Genomic DNA, 18,512 nt, shown 5'->3' on the forward strand with positions numbered 1-18,512 from the left:
GAGAACACCCCATGTCCGCTGAAGAACCCGGCCGTCACGGTGCGGCCCACCGGGAATGGCTGCTGGAGCGGCTCGCCCACTATCTGGGCCGGCCCGTGGAGGAGACGGACCCGCTCATCGGCTACGAACTGGACTCGGTGGCCGCGCTCAGCCTGTACGGCGACATCGAGGAGGAGTTCGGGCCGATCATCGACCTGGACGACATCTGGAGCCACCGGACCATCGGGGACCTGGCCCGGCACATGGCCTTCCGCGACATGCGGCGCACCGTCCGCGAGGTGCGGGCCGCCTTCGTCTTCACCGGGCAGGGCTGCCAGTACCCGGGCATGACCTCGGGCCTCTACCTGGACTCGGTCACCTACCGGGGCCACCTGGACGAGGCGGCCGACGCCCTCCTCCCGCTGCTGAAGACCTCGGTCGTCGACCTGATCCTCGGCGAGGACCCCAGGATCCACCGGACGGCCTTCGCCCAGCCGGCGCTGTTCGCCGTGGAGTACGCGCTCGCCCGCACCCTGGAGTCCTCCGGTGTGGTGCCGGTGGCCGTACTCGGCCACGGCATCGGGGAGTTCGCGGCGGCGACGGTGGCCGGAGCGCTCGCCCTGCCCGACGCGGCCAGACTGGTCGCCCTGCGGGCCGCGTTCCTCCAGTACCTCCCGCCCGGCGGCGGCATGATGGCGGCCTGCGCCTCGTCGGCCGAGGTCGCGCCCCTGGTGGCGGGCGAGCCGGGGGTGGACGTCGGCGTCCTCAACGCGGAGCGGTCCACCGTGCTGTCCGGCGACGTCGCCGGCCTCCAGCGGATTGAGGCGGCCCTCGCGGTCCGGGGAATCAAGTGCCGTCATCTGCCGGTGACCCACGCCTTCAACTCCCCGCTGATGGCCCCGGTGGTGCCGAAGTTCGAGGCCGCCGCGCGCCGCGTGCCGGGCGGCAGCCCACGGCTGCCCTTCTACTCCACCGTGTACGGCGGACCCACCACCGGTCCGCTGTACGCCCCGCACTGGGCGCGGCAGCTCACCTCGCCCATCCGGTTCGCCGACGCGGCGAGCGCCCTGCTGAGCCAGCAGGACCCCACCCATGTCGTGGAGATCGGGCCGCGCCCGGTGCTCACCCCGTATCTGCGCCGGCTGGGCAGTCCGCCGTGCATTCCGGCGTGCCCCCGGGCCGACTGCGACGCGGTGGACCTGGCCGGCGTCATCTCCGCCCTCGACGCCGGCCCGCTGGCCGCCGAACCGGCGGGGGCCTGATGACCGCCGTGATCGGCCGGCCGGTGCCGGTGCTGGGTCCCGGCGGGCCGTGGGACCGGGTCGGGGACGACCTCGCCGCCACCGGCAGCGTCCTGGTGTACGGCACGATGCCCGGGTGGCTGCCGAGAGTCGACGGGGACGCGGTGCGTCGGCTGCTGGGCCGCGACTTCAGACGGTACGAGAGCCTGGACCGGCCCCGGATGCGGGACCGGTTCGTGGCGTCCCGGCTGTTCCTGCGATACACCGCAGCCGCCGTCCTGGACACCACGCCGGACCTGGTGGACCTGTCCTACCAGCCGGGCGGACGTCCCTATGTGCGCGGCTGCGACCAGATCGACGTCAGCCTGAGCCACACCGAGGAGATGATGGTCGTCGCGGTCACCCGGCGCGGCCGGATCGGCGTCGACGTGGAGCGGGCCGACCGCCGGATCGCGCGCACCGGATCCGAGGTCCAGGCGTGCACTCCGTACGAGAAGGAGCAACTGGACGCGGGCGGCGACGCGGCGCGCAACAGCGCGATGGTGCGGCTGTGGACGCTCAAGGAGGCGTACAGCAAGGCGTGCGGGCAGGGCCTGCGCTTCCGGTTCACCGAGTTCGGCTTCGAACTGGGCGGGGCGGCGGCCCGGCTGGTCCGCCCGGACGGCTCGCCGGCCGCGGCGGGCGACTGGACGTTCGGCACGTTCGGCGTGGGGGAGCGGTACGTGGTCAGCGCGGCGGTCCAGGACACCGGTTTCGGGGAGCTGGCGGACGTGTCGGTGACCACGATGCTGGACGAGGGACTGCTCGACGCCCTGCTCGCCGGGGCCCCGGAACGCTCGGGGGCCCCGGACCGTTCCGGTACCCCGGACCGGACAGGGGCCGCGGACCGTTCGGACCGTTCCGGGGCTCGGGGCAGGACGGGGGCCCCGGGGCGTACCGGGGCCCCGGGCCCGTCAGGGGATCCAGCCGGCCTCCTCGGAGATCCGTACGGCGTCGATCCGGTTGCGCGCGCCCAGCTTGGTCACGATGGCGGTGAGGTAGTTGCGGACGGTCCCCTTTGACAGGAACAGGCACCCGGCGATCTCCGCGGCGTCGGCGCCCCGGGCCGCGAGTCTGAGCACCTCCAGCTCTCTGGGCGAGAGCGGGTTCTGCGGCGAGTCCCAGGCGCTCAGCGCGAGCTGAGGGTCTATCACCCGGCGGCCCGCCGCCACCGACCGTACGGCGTCGGCCAGTTGCTGCGGCGGCGAGTCCTTCAGCAGGAACCCGGTGACCTGCGCCGACAGAGCACGGCGCAGGGTGCCGGGGCGCCCGAGGCTGGTGAGGATGAGGGTGCGGCAGCTCGGCAACTGCTCATGCAGCTCGGCCGCCGCGGTGAGCCCGTCCGTACCGGGCAGGTCGATGTCGATGATGGCCACGTCCGGCGGGGTGGCCAGCGCCGCCTTCACGATGGTGTCCCCCCGGTCCACGGAGGCCACGACCTGGAAATCGGGCTCCAGTTCGAGGAGTGCCACCAGTGCTCCCCGGATCATGTGCATGTCTTCGGCGATGAGTACCTTCACGCACGGCAACGCTTCCCCCCGGACTGATCAATGCTTCTCGAATGGGTCGGCTCCCACGGTGACCGGGCGTGCGACGCGGGAATCGTCGTACGCACCGTCCTCGATCGTCCGCGGCCGCATGGGTGCGTACGCTTCGAGGTGGAAGCGGCCCGCTTCCTGGAGGCCGACAGTGAGGCCACCGCCGATCTCCGTGAAACGCTCCCGTAGATTATGCAGCCCGCTGCTGCGGGTCGTCCGGTCGGACGGCGCGGTACGGGATCGCCGGGCGCCGTCGTTGACCAGGCTCAGCAGGACCGTTTCCTCGTCCACGGTCGCCGAGATGCTGCACCGCCGCACCTTGCTGTGGCGCAGGATGTTGGTCACGCCCTCACGCAGCGCCGTGGCGAGCACCGTGTCGACGACCGGGTGCAGCCGCCCGCAGTCGATGGCCACGTCCGCCTGGATGTCGGCCGCCGCCAGGATCGCCGCCGCCGACGTCGCCTCGTCCCGCAGCGACATGTCCCGGTAGCCGCTGGAGACCAGACGCACGTCGGCGAGCGCCTGTCTCGCCACGATCAGCAGCTCCTCGGTCTCGGCCCGGGCGTGCTCGGGGCGCACCGCGATGAGCCGGTGGACCAGCTCGCCCTTCAGCGCGATGGCCGAGAGGCTGTAGCCGAGCAGGTCGTGCAGGTCGCGGGCGAACCGCAGCCGCTCCCGCCCGACCGCCATCCGGGCCAGCTCCTCGCGGGTCTCGTGCACCTCGTGGACGAGGTCGGTGAGGCGGCTGAGTCCGTAGATCACGATGCCGCAGAGCATGCCGGCGATCAGGAAGTAGCCGACCTGCGTCATGGGGTGGCCGAGGGCGATCGAGTAGACCGGGATGCTCGACACCACCACGCCGAAGAGCGGCCAGGCGACGGCCGGTCGCAGGGTGAGCAGGACCGAGGCCGCCAGCGGGCCCTCCATGCTGCCCCAGGAGATGCCGTACCAGAACAGGGGCAGATAGGTGAGCACGAACTGGAGTCCCAGGACCGCTGCCCGCCGCCGCATCCCCCACAGCCGCGCGGAAGGAGCGGAGACGACGAACTGGACGGCGAAGACCACCAGGACGAGACCGATGCAGATGGTCAGGCGCAGCGCGCTCGCCTCACCCCAGCGCAGCACGTTCAGGATCGTGACCGTGGCATAACAGGCGAGTGCGGTGACCGTGATCGCCCGGGCCAGTCGAGGGGCCGGCAGGTCGGCCTGTCGACTCCTCTCTCCGAGAGATGTTGGGGGGGCGGCACTGGCGCGATCCGGCATCGAGTCTCCTGGCCCAGTCTCTGTGGAGGACAGCATGGTAATGGCCGAAGAGTGCCATGAGCCACAGACGCCGACGAGAATCCGAATTTCAGACAAAGAGGAATACGGGATTCAACTCCGCGTAGGGGGTGGGTTTCTGACGCCATCCCATGCTCACCGGGACGTCGTACAGACGGCCTGGTCCGAACCTGGCCCAGAAGTGCCGAAGACCGGGCACGACCACCTTCACGACGGGTAGTTCCACATCGGGGCGTGTCTGGTCGAGCACGAGCAGTTCCATGCCGTGTGCACGGACCACCGCTTCCACCGCCTCCACATCAGCCTTCAGATCCGGCCGCGGGACGTAGGGGTAACTCGACGGCGTCCGCCGCGATTCGAGGGGGTCGGCCAGAAGGTGTGGCTGATTCTCGACCCTCGCGGCGGACCACCAGTGACGCAGTTCCGCCGGCAGATCCGCCCGCCGGCCCAGGCTTTCGCCCGGAGCGGTGTCCGGCGGCAGCAGCTGGCACATCTCCGTGACGGCTCGCCGCAGCGCCAGCCGGGGATCGAAATGAGCCCCGAAGCCGAAAGAGATACGGTGCTCGGCGTCCTCGTCCGAACGGGAGACCGCCGCCATCACGGGGATGCCGAGATCCGAGGTGAGGTCCAGGACCCACAGGGACCGGCCGGCCCGCTCGTACACCTTCCTGGTCCGCGCCAGCCAGGGTTCGTCGAAGGCGTCCAGGTCGACCGCCGGGCGGCGCAGCCGGTTGTACCACCACAGGGCCACCGCGTCCCGCTCCACCAGTTCCAGGAAGCCCTGGACGATGGCGTCCTCCCGGCTGGAGCCGGCCGCGTTGCCGTTGGAGTCGGCCCAGGGGGCGCGCTCCAGACCGTCAGGGCCCTGCCCGAAGTACAGCATCGACGTGGGCAGCAGCCGCTGCCGCTGTTCGGTCAGCGACCACAGCGGCGTCCACTCGCGGCGCGCTCCCGCCTCGAAGCGCGGCGGCACCGCGTGCATCGCCCCGTGGGTGGCGTTCCACGCGGCCCGGTCGCGGTACTGCCGGTCGGCGAACAGCTGCACGGTGTCGGGGTGCACGGCGGCGTCCCCGAGCCCGGTGAACGACTCCACGGTCACCGGCTCATCGCCCTGGCGGGTGCCGCAGTAACGTTCCACCGCCTCGCAGAGCGCACCGGCCTCGGCCTCCTGCGCGGTCACGCCCTTCCCCCCGCTGTGGCTGCGCAACCCGGCGGCCGAGGTGCCGCGCCAGGCCAGATTGCGCCCGGACACCCAGCGGTTGAGGCCGTCCGGGGTGCCCGGGGCCGGCCGCAGCCCCGCGACGATGCCGGTCACCGGATCGACCAGATGCCGGTAGCGGCGCAGCACCTCGGCGGCCGGCAGCGCACGGTGGTTGCTGCCCGCCGCGTCCGCCTTGGGCCGCGACACCGGCACCACCGGGCGAGCCCCCAGCGAGGCCACCAGCGCCCCGTCCCCGCACTCGGGGCACTGCGGCCGCCGCGCCACCGGGTGGTGCGAGCTCCGCAGCGTACGGGTGTCGAGACGGCACACCGCCTGCTGACCCTGGTAGCGCATACCGGCCACCCACTTCAGGGCCTCCAGGACCGCCGAGTGCAGCCCCATCATCCGGACCGCACTCAGCGTCGCCTCCGGGAGCGGGACCGGGCCCCGCAGCCCGAGGGCGTGGCGCACCGGCGCCTGTGAGGAGCGGTGGCCGCGCATCCGCTGCGCCAGGCACGACCAGCACGGGCCGTCCTCGGTTCCGAACACCGGGCCCACCCACACCTCGGGACCGCCCGGCCGGGCCAGCAGCCAGGGCTTCCCGGCCGCCCGGAACAGGGCGTCCGTCCCGGCGAGGGCCGGCTCCAGATAGTCGTCGCACAGCACCAGCCCGAAGGCGGCGTCCGCCACGGACGACGCGAGGGAGAGCCCCGCCGCCGCGCACTCGGCGCGGGCCGCGGCCTCGTCGGTGCGGCCGAGCGCCACCACGTGCACCGGCGTCGTGCCGAGGGCGGCCTCGACCCTGGTGCTGCCCAGCCCCGCCAGCTCCCAGTAGGCGGCAGCGGCCGAGTCGGCCTGCGGATCGCGGTAGCCCACCAGATCGGCGCGGGCGAGAGCCGCGATCAACTCCCCCACGTCACCGGCCGGAACCGTCGAGGCCGCGTCCGCGATCACCGCGGACAGGGTCCGGGTGCCGTCCAGGAGCGGGGCCAGCGCCTCGACCTGCGGGCCGCGCAGGACGGTCGTCCCGCGCTCCGACAGCAGGTAGACCGCCTCGCCGCTGACCGTCTCCACCCGCAGATGCCGTTTGAACCCCACCGGGAGCGCGGCGGGCGCCGGGCCGGTGAGCGTCACGAGCGCCCCGCGGCGGCGTCGGGGGTGGTGGTGAAGTTGGTGAAGGCTGCGGCCGGGGCGTCCGGGACGGTGGTGAAGTTGCAGAACGCGGCGGTGGGCACGTCCGGGGTGGTGGTGAAGTTGGTGAAGGCTGCGGCCGGGGCGTCCGGGGTGGTCGTGAAGTTGCAGAACGCGGCGGCCGGCACGTCGGGCGTGGTGGTGAAGTTGGTGAACGCCGCGGCCGGGGCGTCCGGCGTGGTGGTGAAGTTGCAGTAGGAGGCGGCCGGAGTGTCGGGCGCGGTGGTGAAGTTGCAGAAGCCGTCCGCGCCGGACGCCGTGCCGTCGAGGTCCTCCAGGGACAGGCCCTTGGGTCTGCCGGAGTTCATCTCCATGTAGACCGGCTCGGCGGCCAGCCCGAACTCGGCGAGGACCGACAGCGGGTTGCTGATGTAGCGCTGCGCCAGCTCCGGCTCCAGGCCGGTGCGGGCGGTGAGCAGGGCGAGACGTTCGGCGGTCTGCTCCGAGTCAGTCGTGCCACGGTGCGTGGGCGTTACGGGAGCGATGGCGGTCGAGCCGATCATGGGTTCCCCTCCTGAGCCGGTCGGACACTGTGTTCCGGGGCCGTACTCACCGGACTTGGCCGGCGGCCCCGCAACGTCCTCGTTCGACTTTCCGTGCTTCAGGATTCTGCGGTGCGGCTCTCATCGGGGCCCAGTGCCGTGTTCACCAACCCGGTATGACATTTTCACGTCCCCCTTCGTGATCCGCTCACTGGGGCGGCGACCACCTGGGATGCGAGTCTCAGGAGACGCTGAGCGCCACATGCCCGGCGCTCGTGTGTACGGGGTGCCAACGCAGAGGAGATACGGACGATGGAGATCAATGTACTGGGCCCGCTCACCGCCATGGAGCATGGCGTCTCCGTGGTCCCCACAGCGGGCAAGCCTCGCCAGATCCTCGCACTTCTGGCCCTTCAGGCGGACCGGGTCGTCACCGTGCCCACGCTGATGGAGGAGATCTGGGGCGAGGAGATCCCGCGCAGCGCGGCGACCACCCTCCAGACCTACATCCTGCAGCTGCGGCGCAAACTGGCGACCGCGCTCGCCTCGGATCCGCACCGGCAGGCCAAGGAAGTGCTCGTCACCCAGCACGGCGGCTATCTGCTCCAGGTGCAGCCGGGCCGGGTCGACGCCCAGGAGTTCGTCCGCACCGCCGCCTCCGGGCGCGACGCGCACGAGGCGGGCGACTACCGCACCGCCTCCGAACTCCTGCGCAGAGCGCTGAAGTTGTGGCACGGTCCGGCGCTCGTCGACGTCCGCGTCGGCAGCGTCCTCGAACTGGAGGTCCTCGGCCTCGAAGAGGACCGGATGGCCGCACTGGAACGGCGCATAGACGCCGATCTGCACCTGGGCCGGCACAGCGAGATCGTGCCCGAACTCCGCGTCCTGGTCGCCAAGAACCCCATGCACGAGAACTTCTGCGCCCACCTCATGACGGCCCAGCACCGCGCGGGCAGTTCCTGGCAGGCGCTGGAGTCCTACCAGCGGCTGCGCACCACGCTCATCGACGAACTCGGCCTGGAGCCCTCGCCGCGCCTCCAGCGCCTCCACCAGGCCGTGCTGGCCGCGGACCCGGCGCTCGACCTGGAGGTCACGGCGGGCTGAGCGCGCCCGCGCGGCCGGCCGTCCGGGGCCGAGGGGGGCCTCCACCGGGCCTTGAGGTGACGTTCCTACGTTCGCTCAATGACGATCCTCGACGAGCTCACGGTGACCCCGGCCGCCCCCGACCTCCCGCGCGCTTCGGACGAACTGCGCCGCCTCAAGGAGGAGGTGAGCCGCGGACCCGACCCCGCGGCGACCGTCCGGCAGCACGAGAAGAACAAGCTGACCGCCCATGAACGCCTTGAACTCCTCTTCGACGAGGGGACGTTCACCGAGATCGAGACCCTGCGAAGGCACCGCGCCACCGGCTTCGGCCTTGAGGAGCGCAAGCCGCACGGCGACGGCGTCGTCATCGGCTGGGGCCTCGTCCACGGACGTACCGTCTTCGCGTACGCCCATGACTTCCGGGTCTTCGCCGGGGCGCTGGGCGAGGCGCACGCCGCCAAGGTCCACAAGATCATGGACCTCGCCGAGGCGGCCGGCGCACCGCTGGTGAGCCTCAACGACGGTGCGGGCGCCCGCATTCAGGAGGGCGTCACCGCCCTCGCCGGATACGGCGGCATCTTCCGCCGCAACGTCGCGGCCTCGGGAGTGATCCCGCAGATCAGCGTGATGCTCGGGCCCTGCGCCGGCGGCGCCGCCTACTCGCCCGCGCTGACAGACTTCGTCTTCATGGTGCGCGAGACCGCGCAGATGTTCATCACCGGCCCCGACGTCGTCCAGGCCGTCACCGGGGAGCGGATCACCCACAACGGCCTCGGCGGGGCCGACGTCCACGCCGGCACGTCCGGCGTCAGCCACTTCGTCCACGACGACGAGGCGTCCTGCCTGGAGGACGTGCGGTTCCTGCTGACGCTGCTGCCCGCGAACAACAGGGAACTGCCCCCCACGGCCCCCGGCGACGACCCGGCCGACCGGCGCACCGACGCGCTGACCACCCTCGTACCCGCCGATCCCGGCCGCTCCTACGACATTCGCGGGGTGATCGAGGAGCTCGTGGACGACGGCGAGTACCTGGAGGTCCACGAGACCTGGGCGACGAACGTGGTGTGCGCGCTGGCCCGCCTCGACGGGCAGCCGGTCGGCATCGTCGCCAACCAGCCCGCCTCGCTCGCCGGCGTCCTCGACATCAACGCCTCCGAGAAGGCCGCCCGGTTCGTGTCGACCTGCGACTCCTTCAACATCCCGCTGGTCACCCTCGTCGACGTCCCCGGCTTCCTCCCCGGCGTCGACCAGGAGCACAACGGCATCATCCGGCACGGGGCGAAGCTGCTGTACGCGTACTGCAACGCGACCGTGCCCCGGGTCTCCCTCGTGCTGCGCAAAGCCTACGGCGGGGCCTACATCGTCATGGACTCCCGCTCCATCGGGGCCGACCTCTCCTTCGCCTGGCCCACCAACGAGATCGCGGTGATGGGCGCGGAGGGCGCGGCGAACGTCATCTTCCGCCGGGAGATCGCCGCGGCCGACGACCCCGAAGCGGTGCGCGAGCAGCGCATCAAGGAGTACCGCAGCGAGCTCATGCACCCCTACTACGCGGCCGAACGCGGCCTCGTGGACGACGTCATCGAACCGGGGGAGACCAGGAGCGTGCTCATCCGCTCCCTGGCGATGCTGCGCGCCAAGAAGGCCGAGGTCCCCGCCCGCAAGCACGGGAACGTGCCCACGTAGCGGCGGCGGCCGGCGAGCACGGGAGGCAGATCCGCGACCGGGTCCGTGGGGCCGGTTCGCGGCTCCGTGACCGGGCCGCCAACCGGGGTCCGCACGGCCGGTTCGCGCCCTGGCGATCGAGCCCGTGGGGCCGGTTCGCGCCTTGCCGAACGAGCCCGCATGGCCGGTTCGCGCCCCGTGGAACAAGCTCGCATGGCCGGTTCACAGCCCCGCCGAACAAGCCTCCCTGGCCGGTTCGCGAGCTTGCGGACGCCGCCCCGCACCCGTTCGGCAAGCGTCGAAACCAACCCGTCCAGGGCCCCAAGCGGACCCGCATACGTCACATCGTCGCAGGTCAGCACGCCTTTCACGGCAGGTCCACGCTCACGCGAGCCACGGTCGAGAGACCACCCGTTCCATGACTCCACCGAACACGGCAGAACGCCACGAGCGCACTGTCGGACCGGCACCCGGCCGGCCGGGGCGGGGAGGCCCTGACCCTGAACCGCCCCGGCCGCCGCATCGATTCAGCAGTGTCACGGACGAAGGGATCGACAGTGACCCCCACAGTTCCATTCGGCCGGTGCGCAGTGGCGCACCCGGCCCCGTCGAAGGCCAGGTAGCCCCATGCGCAGAGTCGCCATCACCGGCCTGGGCGTCGTCGCGCCGGGCGGGGTGGGTGTCAAGGAGTACTGGGACCTGCTCACGTCGGGACGCACCGCGACCCGCAGGATCTCTTTCTACGACCCCTCGCCCTTCCGCTCCCAGGTCGCCGCAGAGTGCGATTTCGACGCCGTCGCCGCCGGGCTCTCCCCGCAGGAGATCCGCAGGCTCGACCGGGCCGCCCAGTTCGCGGTCGTCTCCACCCGGGAGGCCCTGGCCGACAGCGGGCTCGACACCTCCGCACTCGACCCCGGGCGCATCGGCACCTCGCTCGGCAGCGCGGTCGGCTGCACCACCAGCCTGGAGCGCGAGTACGTCGTCGTCAGCGACGGCGGCCGTTCCTGGACCGTCGACCACAACTACGCCGTCCCCGAGCTCTACCAGCACTTCGTGCCCAGCTCCATGGCGGCCGAGGTCGGGCGCGCCGCCGGCGCCGAGGGCCCCGCGGCCGTCGTGTCCACCGGGTGCACCTCCGGACTCGACTCCCTCGGCCATGCCGTGGAACTCATCCGTGAGGGCACCGCCGACGTGATGATCGCGGGCGCCACCGAGGCGCCGATCTCACCCATCACCTCGGCCTGCTTCGACGCCATCCACGCCACCACCCCGCGCAACGACACCCCGGAGAGCGCCTGCCGGCCCTTCGACCGGACCCGCAGCGGTCTGGTGCTCGGCGAGGGCGCGGCCGTCCTGGTCCTGGAGGAGCTGGAGAGCGCGCGCAAGCGCGGCGCGCACATCTACGCGGAGATCGCCGGGTTCGCCTCCCGCTGCAACGCCTACCACATGACCGGCCTCAAGCCCGACGGCCGCGAGATGTCCGAGGCCATCGACGTGGCGCTGCGCGAGTCCCGGCTCGCGCCGGAGGCCATCGGCTACATCAACGCGCACGGCTCCGGCACCAAGATGAACGACCGCCACGAGACCGGCGCGTTCAAGAGGAGCCTGGGCGACCACGCGTACCGCACGCCCATCAGCTCCATCAAGTCGATGATCGGGCACTCGCTCGGCGCGATCGGAGCCCTGGAGATCGCCGCGTGCGCCCTCGCGATGGAGCACGGCGTCCTGCCGCCCACCGCGAACCTGCACGAGCCGGACCCCGAACTCGACCTGGACTACATCCCGCTGACGGCCCGTGAGGCACGGCCCGACGCCGTCCTCAGCGTCGGCAGCGGCTTCGGCGGCTTCCAGAGCGCCATGGTGCTCGCCCGCCCGGAAAGGGGAATCGCATGAGCGGCACCGCTGTGGTGACCGGCCTCGGCATCACCGCGCCCAACGGCCTGGGCACCGAGGAGTTCTGGAAGGCCACCCTGGCCGGCGAGTCCGGGCTCGGCCCCGTAACCCGCTTCGACGCCTCCGGCTACCCCTCGCGGGTCGCCGGCGAGGTCCCCGGATACGTCGCCGAGGAACACCTCCCCAGCCGGCTCATCCCGCAGACCGACCACATGACGCGGCTCGCGCTGACCGCCGCCGACTGGGCCCTCGCCGACGCGGGCATGGACCCCGCCGCACTCCCCGAGTACGGCGTCGGCTGCGTCACCTCGGCCTCCGGCGGCGCGGTCGAGTTCGGCCAGCGCGAGCTCCAGAACCTGTGGAGCAAGGGCAAGGAGTACGTCAGCGCCTACCAGTCGTTCGCCTGGTTCTACGCCGTCAACACCGGGCAGATCTCCATCCGCAACAAGCTGCGGGGACCCAGCGGCGTCCTGCTCACCGAGCAGGCCGGCGGCATCGACTCCATCGGACAGGCCCGGCGCTACATCCGCAAGGGCTTCCCCGCGGCGATCTCCGGCGGGGTCGACGCCCCGCTCTGCCCCTGGGGATGGGTGCCGCAGATCGCCTCCGGCCTCATGAGCACCGTGCACGACCCGGCCCGCGCCTACCTGCCGTTCTCGTCCGACGCGGCCGGATACGTGCCGGGCGAGGGCGGCGCGATCCTGCTGATCGAGGACGCCGAATCGGCCCGTGAACGCGGAGCGCCGCTGCTGTACGGAGAGATCGCCGGTTACGCCGCCACACTCGACCCGGCCCCGAACTCGGGCCGCCCCCCGGGGCTGCGCCGGGCCGCCGAGAGCGCCCTCGCCGACGCGGGCGTCAGCCCCGGCGACGTCGACGTGGTCTTCGCCGACGCCTCGGGCGACCCCGGGCTCGACCGGGCGGAGTCGGCCGCGCTCGCCGGGATCTTCGGCCCCGGCGGCGTACCCGTCACCGCGCCCAAGTCCATGACCGGCCGCCTGCTGGCCGGGGGCGCCGCCCTCGACGTGGCGACGGCCCTGCTGGCCCTGCGCGACGGGGTGATCCCGCCGACCGTCAACGTCACGGCAGCCGCCCCCGACCACCCCATCGACCTGGTCACCGAGGCACGCGAGGCCCCCCTGCGCACCGCTCTGGTGCTCGCCCGGGGATACGGCGGATTCAACTCCGCGCTCGTCGTCCGCCGGCCGTGAGCCGTCCCGCTCCGGCCCCCGAACCACCCCCCACGCGCCACACCGCACACCCGCACACCCATCGACCGTCAGATGAGAGGACGTCACACCATGACCACCACCACGACCACCACGGCCGTCACCCTGGCTGATCTGACCCGGATGCTGCGTGAGAGCGCGGGCGAGGAGGAGGGCGTCGACCTGGACGGCGACGTCATCGACACCCCCTTCATGGAGCTCGGCTACGACTCCCTGGCCCTGCTCCAGGTGATCGGCCAGATCCAGCGCGAGTACGGCATCGAAATACCGGACGACGCCGTGGTCGACGCCGAGACCCCGAGGGCGCTGCTCGCCCTCGTCAACGCCGGACAGACCGCCACGGCCTGAACCGGATCCGGGGAGACCGGAGGGGCCGCCACGGCCCGCACCGGTCTCCGAACCGCCGGACAGACCGTCACGGGCCGATCCGGTCTCCGGACCGCCGGACAGACCGTCAAGGCCCGCACCGGTCTCCGGACCGCCGGACGGGCCGCCACGGCCTGAGCCGGACGCAAGACCCGGTCGGCCCGCCCGAAATTCCCCCCGGGCGGGCCGGCCGCCCGGCTTCTCACCCACAGGACAACGCGCCCCGCAGGAGGGACCATGTCGCTCACCTCGTCCAGCGCGGTCGTCCGGAGGCTGGTCGTCAGCCCCGGCCACGCCCCCTCGCAGCAGGAGCCACAACAGGAACCACAGCAGAAAGCGCAGCAGAAGTCGCAGCAGAAGCGGCGGCAGGAGCCGGAACAGGAGCCGCAGCGGCTCGTGGCCACCCCCGCGGCCGTCTCGGCCGTGCTGCGCGCGTTCGGCCGGCCGCTCGACCGCCTGCCGGTGCGCACCGCCGTCTACATCGGCGGCCCCGCCGACCAACTGCCTTCCGTGCACGAGGGCTTCACCGTTCGTACGGAGCCGAGCCCCGGCCGCGCACTGCGCCGCGCCGCCCGCGATCTGCACGACGGCGCCACCGATCTCGCCATCGTCGCGGGATTCGACGAGCCGGCCCCCGGCACCATCACCGTCCACGCCGTCCGCCGCGCCGCCGAGGCCGTCGCCGACTCCGAACGGATCGTCGGCCTCCTCGACCTGGCCACGGGCACGGAGGACGACGTCCCGCCCGTACGGCCGCTCCGCCACGGCCACCGCGAGACCGCCCCCGAACGGCACCGGCTGCTCCTGTGGTCGGGCCAGGACGAGCAGGACGAGGCCCGGGTGCGCGGCGAACTGCTGTCCCTGCTCAACGGGTTGCACAGCGAGGCGTTCCCGGCCCTGCCCACCGCCGTGCCCTGCGGCGCGGCCCCGGGCCCGGTGCGCGGGGCCGCCGTGGCGGTGTCCGCGCTGGCAGCGGCGACCGTGCACAAGGCACGGGCCGCGAAGACCCGCCGGCCGCGCCCCGTCGCCCTGCTGTTCCCCGGCCAGGGCTCCCAGCACACCGGCATGGCCACCGGCCTGTACGGCCGCGACCCCGTCTTCACCGCCGCCGTCGACGCCGTCTTCGCCCACATGGGCGACGAGGGCCGCCGCGTCCGCGAGGACTGGCTCACCACGGGCCGGCCCCTGATCCCCATCGACGACGTACGCCGCGCCCAGCCCCTGCTCTTCGCCGTCGACTACGCCCTCGGCAGGCTCGTCCTGAGCTGGGGCGTGCGCCCGGCCGCGCTCCTCGGGCACAGCGCGGGCGAGCTGGTCGCCGCGACCCTGGCCGGCGTGGTGTCCCTGCCCGACGCCGTCGCCATGGTGATGTCCCGGGTCCGCGAGGCGGTGAAGATCCCCGAGGGCGGGATGCTCGCCGTCGCCGCGAGCGAGGAGCGACTGCGCCCGTATCTGACCGACGAGGTCGTCGTCGCCGCGGTCAACGCGGGCCAGCAGGTGATGCTGGCGGGCCCGGCCGCGCCGCTGGCCGAGGTGCGCGGCAGGCTGAAGGCCGACGCGTTCACGGTCGTCGAGGTCCCCGCCTCCAGCCCGTTCCACTCCCCGGCCATGGCCCCGGCCGCCGAGCGGGTCGAGGCCGACTACCGCCGCATCCCGCTGCGGGAGCCCGAACTGCCCCTGTACTCCGGCTACACGGGGACGCTCATGGGCGCCGAGCAGGCACTCGACCCGCGCTTCTGGGCCCGGCAGATCACCGACACGGTCCGCTTCAAGGAGGCGCTGGAGGAGCTCCTCGCCATCGAGGACGTCCTCCTGATCGAGGCGGGCCCCCGGCAGACCCTCACCGCCTTCGCCCGGCGGCACCGGGCGGTGCGCCTCGGCGCGAGCGCGGCGAGCCCCCTGCTGCCCGCCCGCCCGGGCACCGAGGAGGCGGACCGCCAGTCGGTCCTGACGGCGGCGGCCCGCATCTGGACGGAGGGGCACGACCTGGACATGCAGGCGGTGTCCGCCCTGTGGACCTGGTCCGTGGACGGGGCGCGGACGCCGGCGGCGGCCGTCGGCGTACCCGCATGATCATCGTGCGACGCCTGCTCACCGCCACGGGCCACGCGCTCGCGGCGGCGGGCTGGATGTGGATCGGGCTCGCGGGCGTGGGCCCGCCCCCGCCGCACCAGCCCCTGCACCGGCCACCGGACGGCCACCCCGAACGGCTGTGCCCGGACGTCCCCCTGACGGAGGTGGAGCAGGCCCTGGAGCGCGAGCTGACCCGCACGGGTCCCCGGGACGGCGGTTAGGGCGTGTCCGGCGGATCTTGACCGGGTCCGCGACGCCCGGCACGGCCCATCCGGTCCTGATCCGCCGGACACACCCTAGGGGCGGGGCGTTCGGCGACTCCTGGGGCGCGCGCTCTTCCCCTGGCCCGGGAAGTGCTCCAGGATTGTGCCCCTTGCACGACGCGCGAGTCGGGGCGTGGCGGGGAACGGGCGCTCACGCCCCGATGTGGAAGGATCTTCGCGAGCGTGTCGTGCGAGGTCAGCGCCCGCGCACACAGGCCGACGCGCGCGTGAGCCCCTGGACAGGAGACCCCGTCATGGACTTCGGACTCGTCCTCCAGACCGACCCGCCCGCCTCCGCCGTCGTCGGCCTGATGCGCCGCGCCGAGCGCAACGGCTTCCGCTACGGCTGGACCTTCGACTCGGCGGTGCTCTGGCAGGAGCCCTTCGTCATCTACAGCCGCGTCCTGGAGCACACCGACCGTCTCATCGTGGGCCCGATGGTCACCAACCCGGGAACCCGCACCTGGGAGGTGACGGCCTCCACTTTCGCCACCCTGAACGACATGTACGGCAACCGCACGGTGTGCGGGATCGGGCGCGGCGACTCCGCGATGCGGGTCGCGGGCCGCCGCCCCAACACCCTGGCCCGCCTCGGTGAGGCCATCGACGCCATCCGGGACCTGGCCGAGGGCCGGGAGGCCACGGTCGACGGGCAGCCGGTGCAGATCCCGTGGGTGAAGGACGGGCGGCTGCCGGTGTGGATGGCGGCGTACGGGCCCAAGGCCCTGGCGCTGGCCGGGCAGAAGGCGGACGGCTTCATCCTCCAGCTCGCGGACCCCTTCCTCACCGAGTGGATGATCAAGGCGGTACGGGACGCGGCCGCCGACGCCGGCCGGGACCCGGACTCCATCACCATCTGCGTCGCCGCCCCCGCCTACGTGGGCGACGACCTCGACCACGCCCGGGAGCAGTGCCGCTGGTTCGGCGGGATGGTCGGCAACCACGTCGCGGACCTGGTCGCCCGCTACGGCGAGCACTCCGGCCTGGTGCCCGAGGCGCTGACGGCGTACATCGCGGGCCGCTCCGGCTACGACTACAGCCACCACGGGCGCACCGGCAACCCGGACACCGCCTTCGTCCCCGACGAGATCGTCGACCGGTTCTGCCTGCTGGGCCCCGCCGACGCGCATATCGAGAAACTGCGCGCGCTACGGGCCATGGGCGTCGACCAGTTCGCCGTCTACAACATGCACGACGCCCGCGAGGCGACCATCGACGCGTACGGTTCCGAGATCATCCCGGCCCTGACCGCCTGACCGCCTGACCGCCTGGCCGCCTGGCTGATCGACTGACCGCCTGACCGACGCCCGGCGGACACGCGCTCCGCCCGCACGCACCTCGTACGCCCTCGCACCCGCCGCCCCGCACGGCCCCCCGAACCGCCCCGCACGGCACCGCCTCCGAGCGAAGGGCCAAGCCGCCATGACCGCCACCGTCCCACCCACCCCACCTACCCCGCCCACCTCCCCGCAGGGCGCGATACCGGCGGGAGCCGCCGCGTCCGACCGCGTCGAACTCGCCCACGGATACGTCCCCGACGACCTCCGCTTCGCCAACGACGACCTGCTGCCCGTCCCCGTCGAGCGGCGCACCTGGACCACGTACAACTTCGCCGCCCTGTGGATCGGCATGGCCCACAACATCCCGTCCTGGCTGCTCGCCTCCGGTCTGGTGGCGCTCGGCATGGACTGGAAACAGGCCGTGTTCACCATCGCGCTCGCCAATGTGATCGTGCTCGCCCCGATGCTGCTGACCGGGCACGCCGGGCCGAAGTACGGCATCCCCTTCCCGGTGCTCGCCCGCGCCTCCTTCGGGCTGCGCGGCGCCAACCTCCCCGCCCTGATCCGGGCCGCCGTCGCCTGCGCCTGGTTCGGCATCCAGACCTGGATCGGCGGCGTCGGCATCTTCACGCTGCTCGGCAAGGTCTTCGGCGGCTGGGCGGACGCCGGGGAGATCGGCGGGCAGCCCTGGACGCTCTGGCTCTGCTTCACGCTCTTCTGGGCCCTCGAACTGGCCATCATTTACCGGGGGATGGACGCCCTGCGCCGCTTCGAGAACTGGGCGGCGCCCTTCGTCCTGGTCGGGGCCGTCGTGCTGCTGGTCTGGGTCGCGGTCAAGGCGGGCGGCTTCGGCCCCCTGCTGGACCAGCCGTCCGCGCTCGGCTGGGGGGCCGACTTCTGGCCGGTCTTCTTCCCGTCCCTGATGGGCATGATCGCCTTCTGGGCGACGCTCTCGCTCAACATCCCCGACTTCACCCGCTTCGGCGCGGGCCAACGGGCCCAGATCCGGGGGCAGTCGCTCGGCCTGCCGACCACGATGACGTTCTTCGCCCTGCTGTCGGTCTTCGTCACCTCCGGCTCCCAGGCGGTGTACGGGGTCGCCATCTGGGACCCCGTCCAGCTCGTCGCCCGTACGGACAACGTCTTCGGGCTGCTCTTCGGCCTGGTCACCGTGCTGATCGCGACCATCTCGGTGAACATCGCGGCGAACGTGGTCTCACCGGCGTACGACCTGGCGAATCTGGCCCCGAAGTTCATCAGCTTCAAGACGGGGGCGCTGATCACGGGGGTGGTCGGGGTCGTCATCATGCCGTGGAAGCTGACCGAGACGCCCGAGCTGTACATCTTCACCTGGCTGGGACTGGTCGGCGGGCTGCTCGGTACGGTGGCGGGCATCCTGATCGCCGACTACTGGATCGTCCGCCGCACGGTCCTGGACCTGGCCGACCTCTACCGCCCCGGCGGCCGCTACTGGTACCGGGCCGGCTGGAACTGGCGGGCGGTCGTGGCCTTCGCGGCGGGCGGCGTCCTGGCGGTGGGCGGCTCCCATTCGGCCCCGGGCAAGGGCCCGTTCCCGGCGGACGGGCTGATCCCGTTCCTCAGACCGCTGGCCGACTACGGCTGGGCGGTCGGACTCGCGTCCTCGCTGCTGCTGTACGTGGCCCTGACCCGCCGGGAGCGTCCGGTACGGGTACGGGGCTGAGCG

At 72.6% G+C, this 18,512-nt stretch carries 15 protein-coding genes; 11 read left to right on the forward strand and 4 right to left on the reverse strand.

From position 1 onward, the window contains the following. Positions 1 to 11: 11 nt before the first annotated feature. The gene (locus ACLJPL_RS15250; protein ID WP_411081365.1) at positions 12 to 1,241 is read left to right on the forward strand and encodes an acyltransferase domain-containing protein; all 1,230 of its coding nucleotides are present in this window, start codon (positions 12 to 14) and stop codon (positions 1,239 to 1,241) included. Further along, positions 1,241 to 2,281 (forward strand): 4'-phosphopantetheinyl transferase superfamily protein, encoded by a 1,041-nt coding sequence (locus tag ACLJPL_RS15255; RefSeq protein WP_411081366.1) that lies wholly within the window; start codon positions 1,241 to 1,243, stop codon positions 2,279 to 2,281. Before ACLJPL_RS15250 ends, ACLJPL_RS15255 begins: the two co-directional genes overlap by 1 nt. On the opposite strand, the gene ACLJPL_RS15260 is transcribed toward ACLJPL_RS15255, so the two are convergent. The 4 genes from ACLJPL_RS15260 to ACLJPL_RS15275 all read right to left on the reverse strand — a co-directional run bounded on the left by ACLJPL_RS15260 (position 2,174) and on the right by ACLJPL_RS15275 (position 6,973). Then, positions 2,174 to 2,779 carry a response regulator transcription factor gene (locus ACLJPL_RS15260; protein WP_411081367.1) on the reverse strand — a complete coding sequence of 202 codons (606 nt, stop codon included), beginning with the start codon at positions 2,777 to 2,779 and terminating at the stop codon, positions 2,174 to 2,176. The two genes, ACLJPL_RS15255 and ACLJPL_RS15260, sit on opposite strands and share 108 nt — an antisense overlap. Before the next feature lie 27 nt (positions 2,780 to 2,806). After that, positions 2,807 to 4,060, reverse strand: coding sequence for a sensor histidine kinase (locus ACLJPL_RS15265; RefSeq protein ID WP_411081368.1), 1,254 nt, complete (start codon positions 4,058 to 4,060; stop codon positions 2,807 to 2,809). Positions 4,061 to 4,148: 88 nt separating this feature from the next. Further along, positions 4,149 to 6,413, reverse strand: coding sequence for a TOMM precursor leader peptide-binding protein (locus ACLJPL_RS15270; RefSeq protein WP_411081369.1), 2,265 nt, complete (start codon positions 6,411 to 6,413; stop codon positions 4,149 to 4,151). Then, positions 6,410 to 6,973: a hypothetical protein gene (locus ACLJPL_RS15275; RefSeq protein WP_411081370.1), complete on the reverse strand. Its 564-nt coding sequence runs from the start codon at positions 6,971 to 6,973 to the stop codon at positions 6,410 to 6,412. The genes ACLJPL_RS15270 and ACLJPL_RS15275 overlap by 4 nt, the downstream gene beginning before the upstream one ends. Before the next feature lie 291 nt (positions 6,974 to 7,264). On the opposite strand from ACLJPL_RS15275, the gene ACLJPL_RS15280 reads away from it, so the two are divergent. The 9 genes from ACLJPL_RS15280 (at position 7,265) to ACLJPL_RS15320 (ending at position 18,509) form a co-directional block, all read left to right on the forward strand. Further along, a complete protein-coding gene (locus ACLJPL_RS15280) occupies positions 7,265 to 8,056 on the forward strand; it encodes an AfsR/SARP family transcriptional regulator (protein ID WP_411081371.1) in 792 nt (263 codons plus the stop codon). Positions 8,057 to 8,134: 78 nt separating this feature from the next. Continuing rightward, positions 8,135 to 9,724 (forward strand): acyl-CoA carboxylase subunit beta, encoded by a 1,590-nt coding sequence (locus ACLJPL_RS15285; RefSeq protein WP_411081372.1) that lies wholly within the window; start codon positions 8,135 to 8,137, stop codon positions 9,722 to 9,724. Between the two features lie 606 nt (positions 9,725 to 10,330). Further along, entirely contained in the window at positions 10,331 to 11,596 is a 1,266-nt protein-coding gene (locus ACLJPL_RS15290; RefSeq protein ID WP_411081373.1) for a beta-ketoacyl-[acyl-carrier-protein] synthase family protein, read from the forward strand. Continuing rightward, complete coding sequence (locus ACLJPL_RS15295; protein ID WP_411081374.1) at positions 11,593 to 12,807, forward strand: ketosynthase chain-length factor; 1,215 nt, start codon at positions 11,593 to 11,595, stop codon at positions 12,805 to 12,807. Before ACLJPL_RS15290 ends, ACLJPL_RS15295 begins: the two co-directional genes overlap by 4 nt. A 90-nt stretch (positions 12,808 to 12,897) precedes the next feature. Then, the gene (locus tag ACLJPL_RS15300; protein ID WP_411081375.1) at positions 12,898 to 13,173 is read left to right on the forward strand and encodes an acyl carrier protein; all 276 of its coding nucleotides are present in this window, start codon (positions 12,898 to 12,900) and stop codon (positions 13,171 to 13,173) included. A 255-nt stretch (positions 13,174 to 13,428) separates the two neighbouring features. Beyond that, a complete protein-coding gene (locus ACLJPL_RS15305; protein WP_411081376.1) occupies positions 13,429 to 15,264 on the forward strand; it encodes an acyltransferase domain-containing protein in 1,836 nt (611 codons plus the stop codon). Further along, on the forward strand, positions 15,261 to 15,485 hold the full coding sequence (locus tag ACLJPL_RS15310) for a DUF6059 family protein (RefSeq protein ID WP_411081377.1): 225 nt from the start codon (positions 15,261 to 15,263) through the stop codon (positions 15,483 to 15,485). The genes ACLJPL_RS15305 and ACLJPL_RS15310 overlap by 4 nt, the downstream gene beginning before the upstream one ends. 296 nt (positions 15,486 to 15,781) lie before the next feature. Then, positions 15,782 to 16,783, forward strand: a complete 1,002-nt coding sequence (locus ACLJPL_RS15315; RefSeq protein ID WP_411081378.1) for a TIGR03842 family LLM class F420-dependent oxidoreductase — start codon at positions 15,782 to 15,784, stop codon at positions 16,781 to 16,783. 166 nt (positions 16,784 to 16,949) lie between these two features. Beyond that, on the forward strand, positions 16,950 to 18,509 hold the full coding sequence (locus ACLJPL_RS15320) for an NCS1 family nucleobase:cation symporter-1 (protein ID WP_411081379.1): 1,560 nt from the start codon (positions 16,950 to 16,952) through the stop codon (positions 18,507 to 18,509). Positions 18,510 to 18,512: the final 3 nt, after the last annotated feature.

It is taken from the genome of Streptomyces sp. cmx-18-6, assembly GCF_046548915.1.
In the GTDB taxonomy this organism is placed as follows: Bacteria; Actinomycetota; Actinomycetes; order Streptomycetales; family Streptomycetaceae; genus Streptomyces.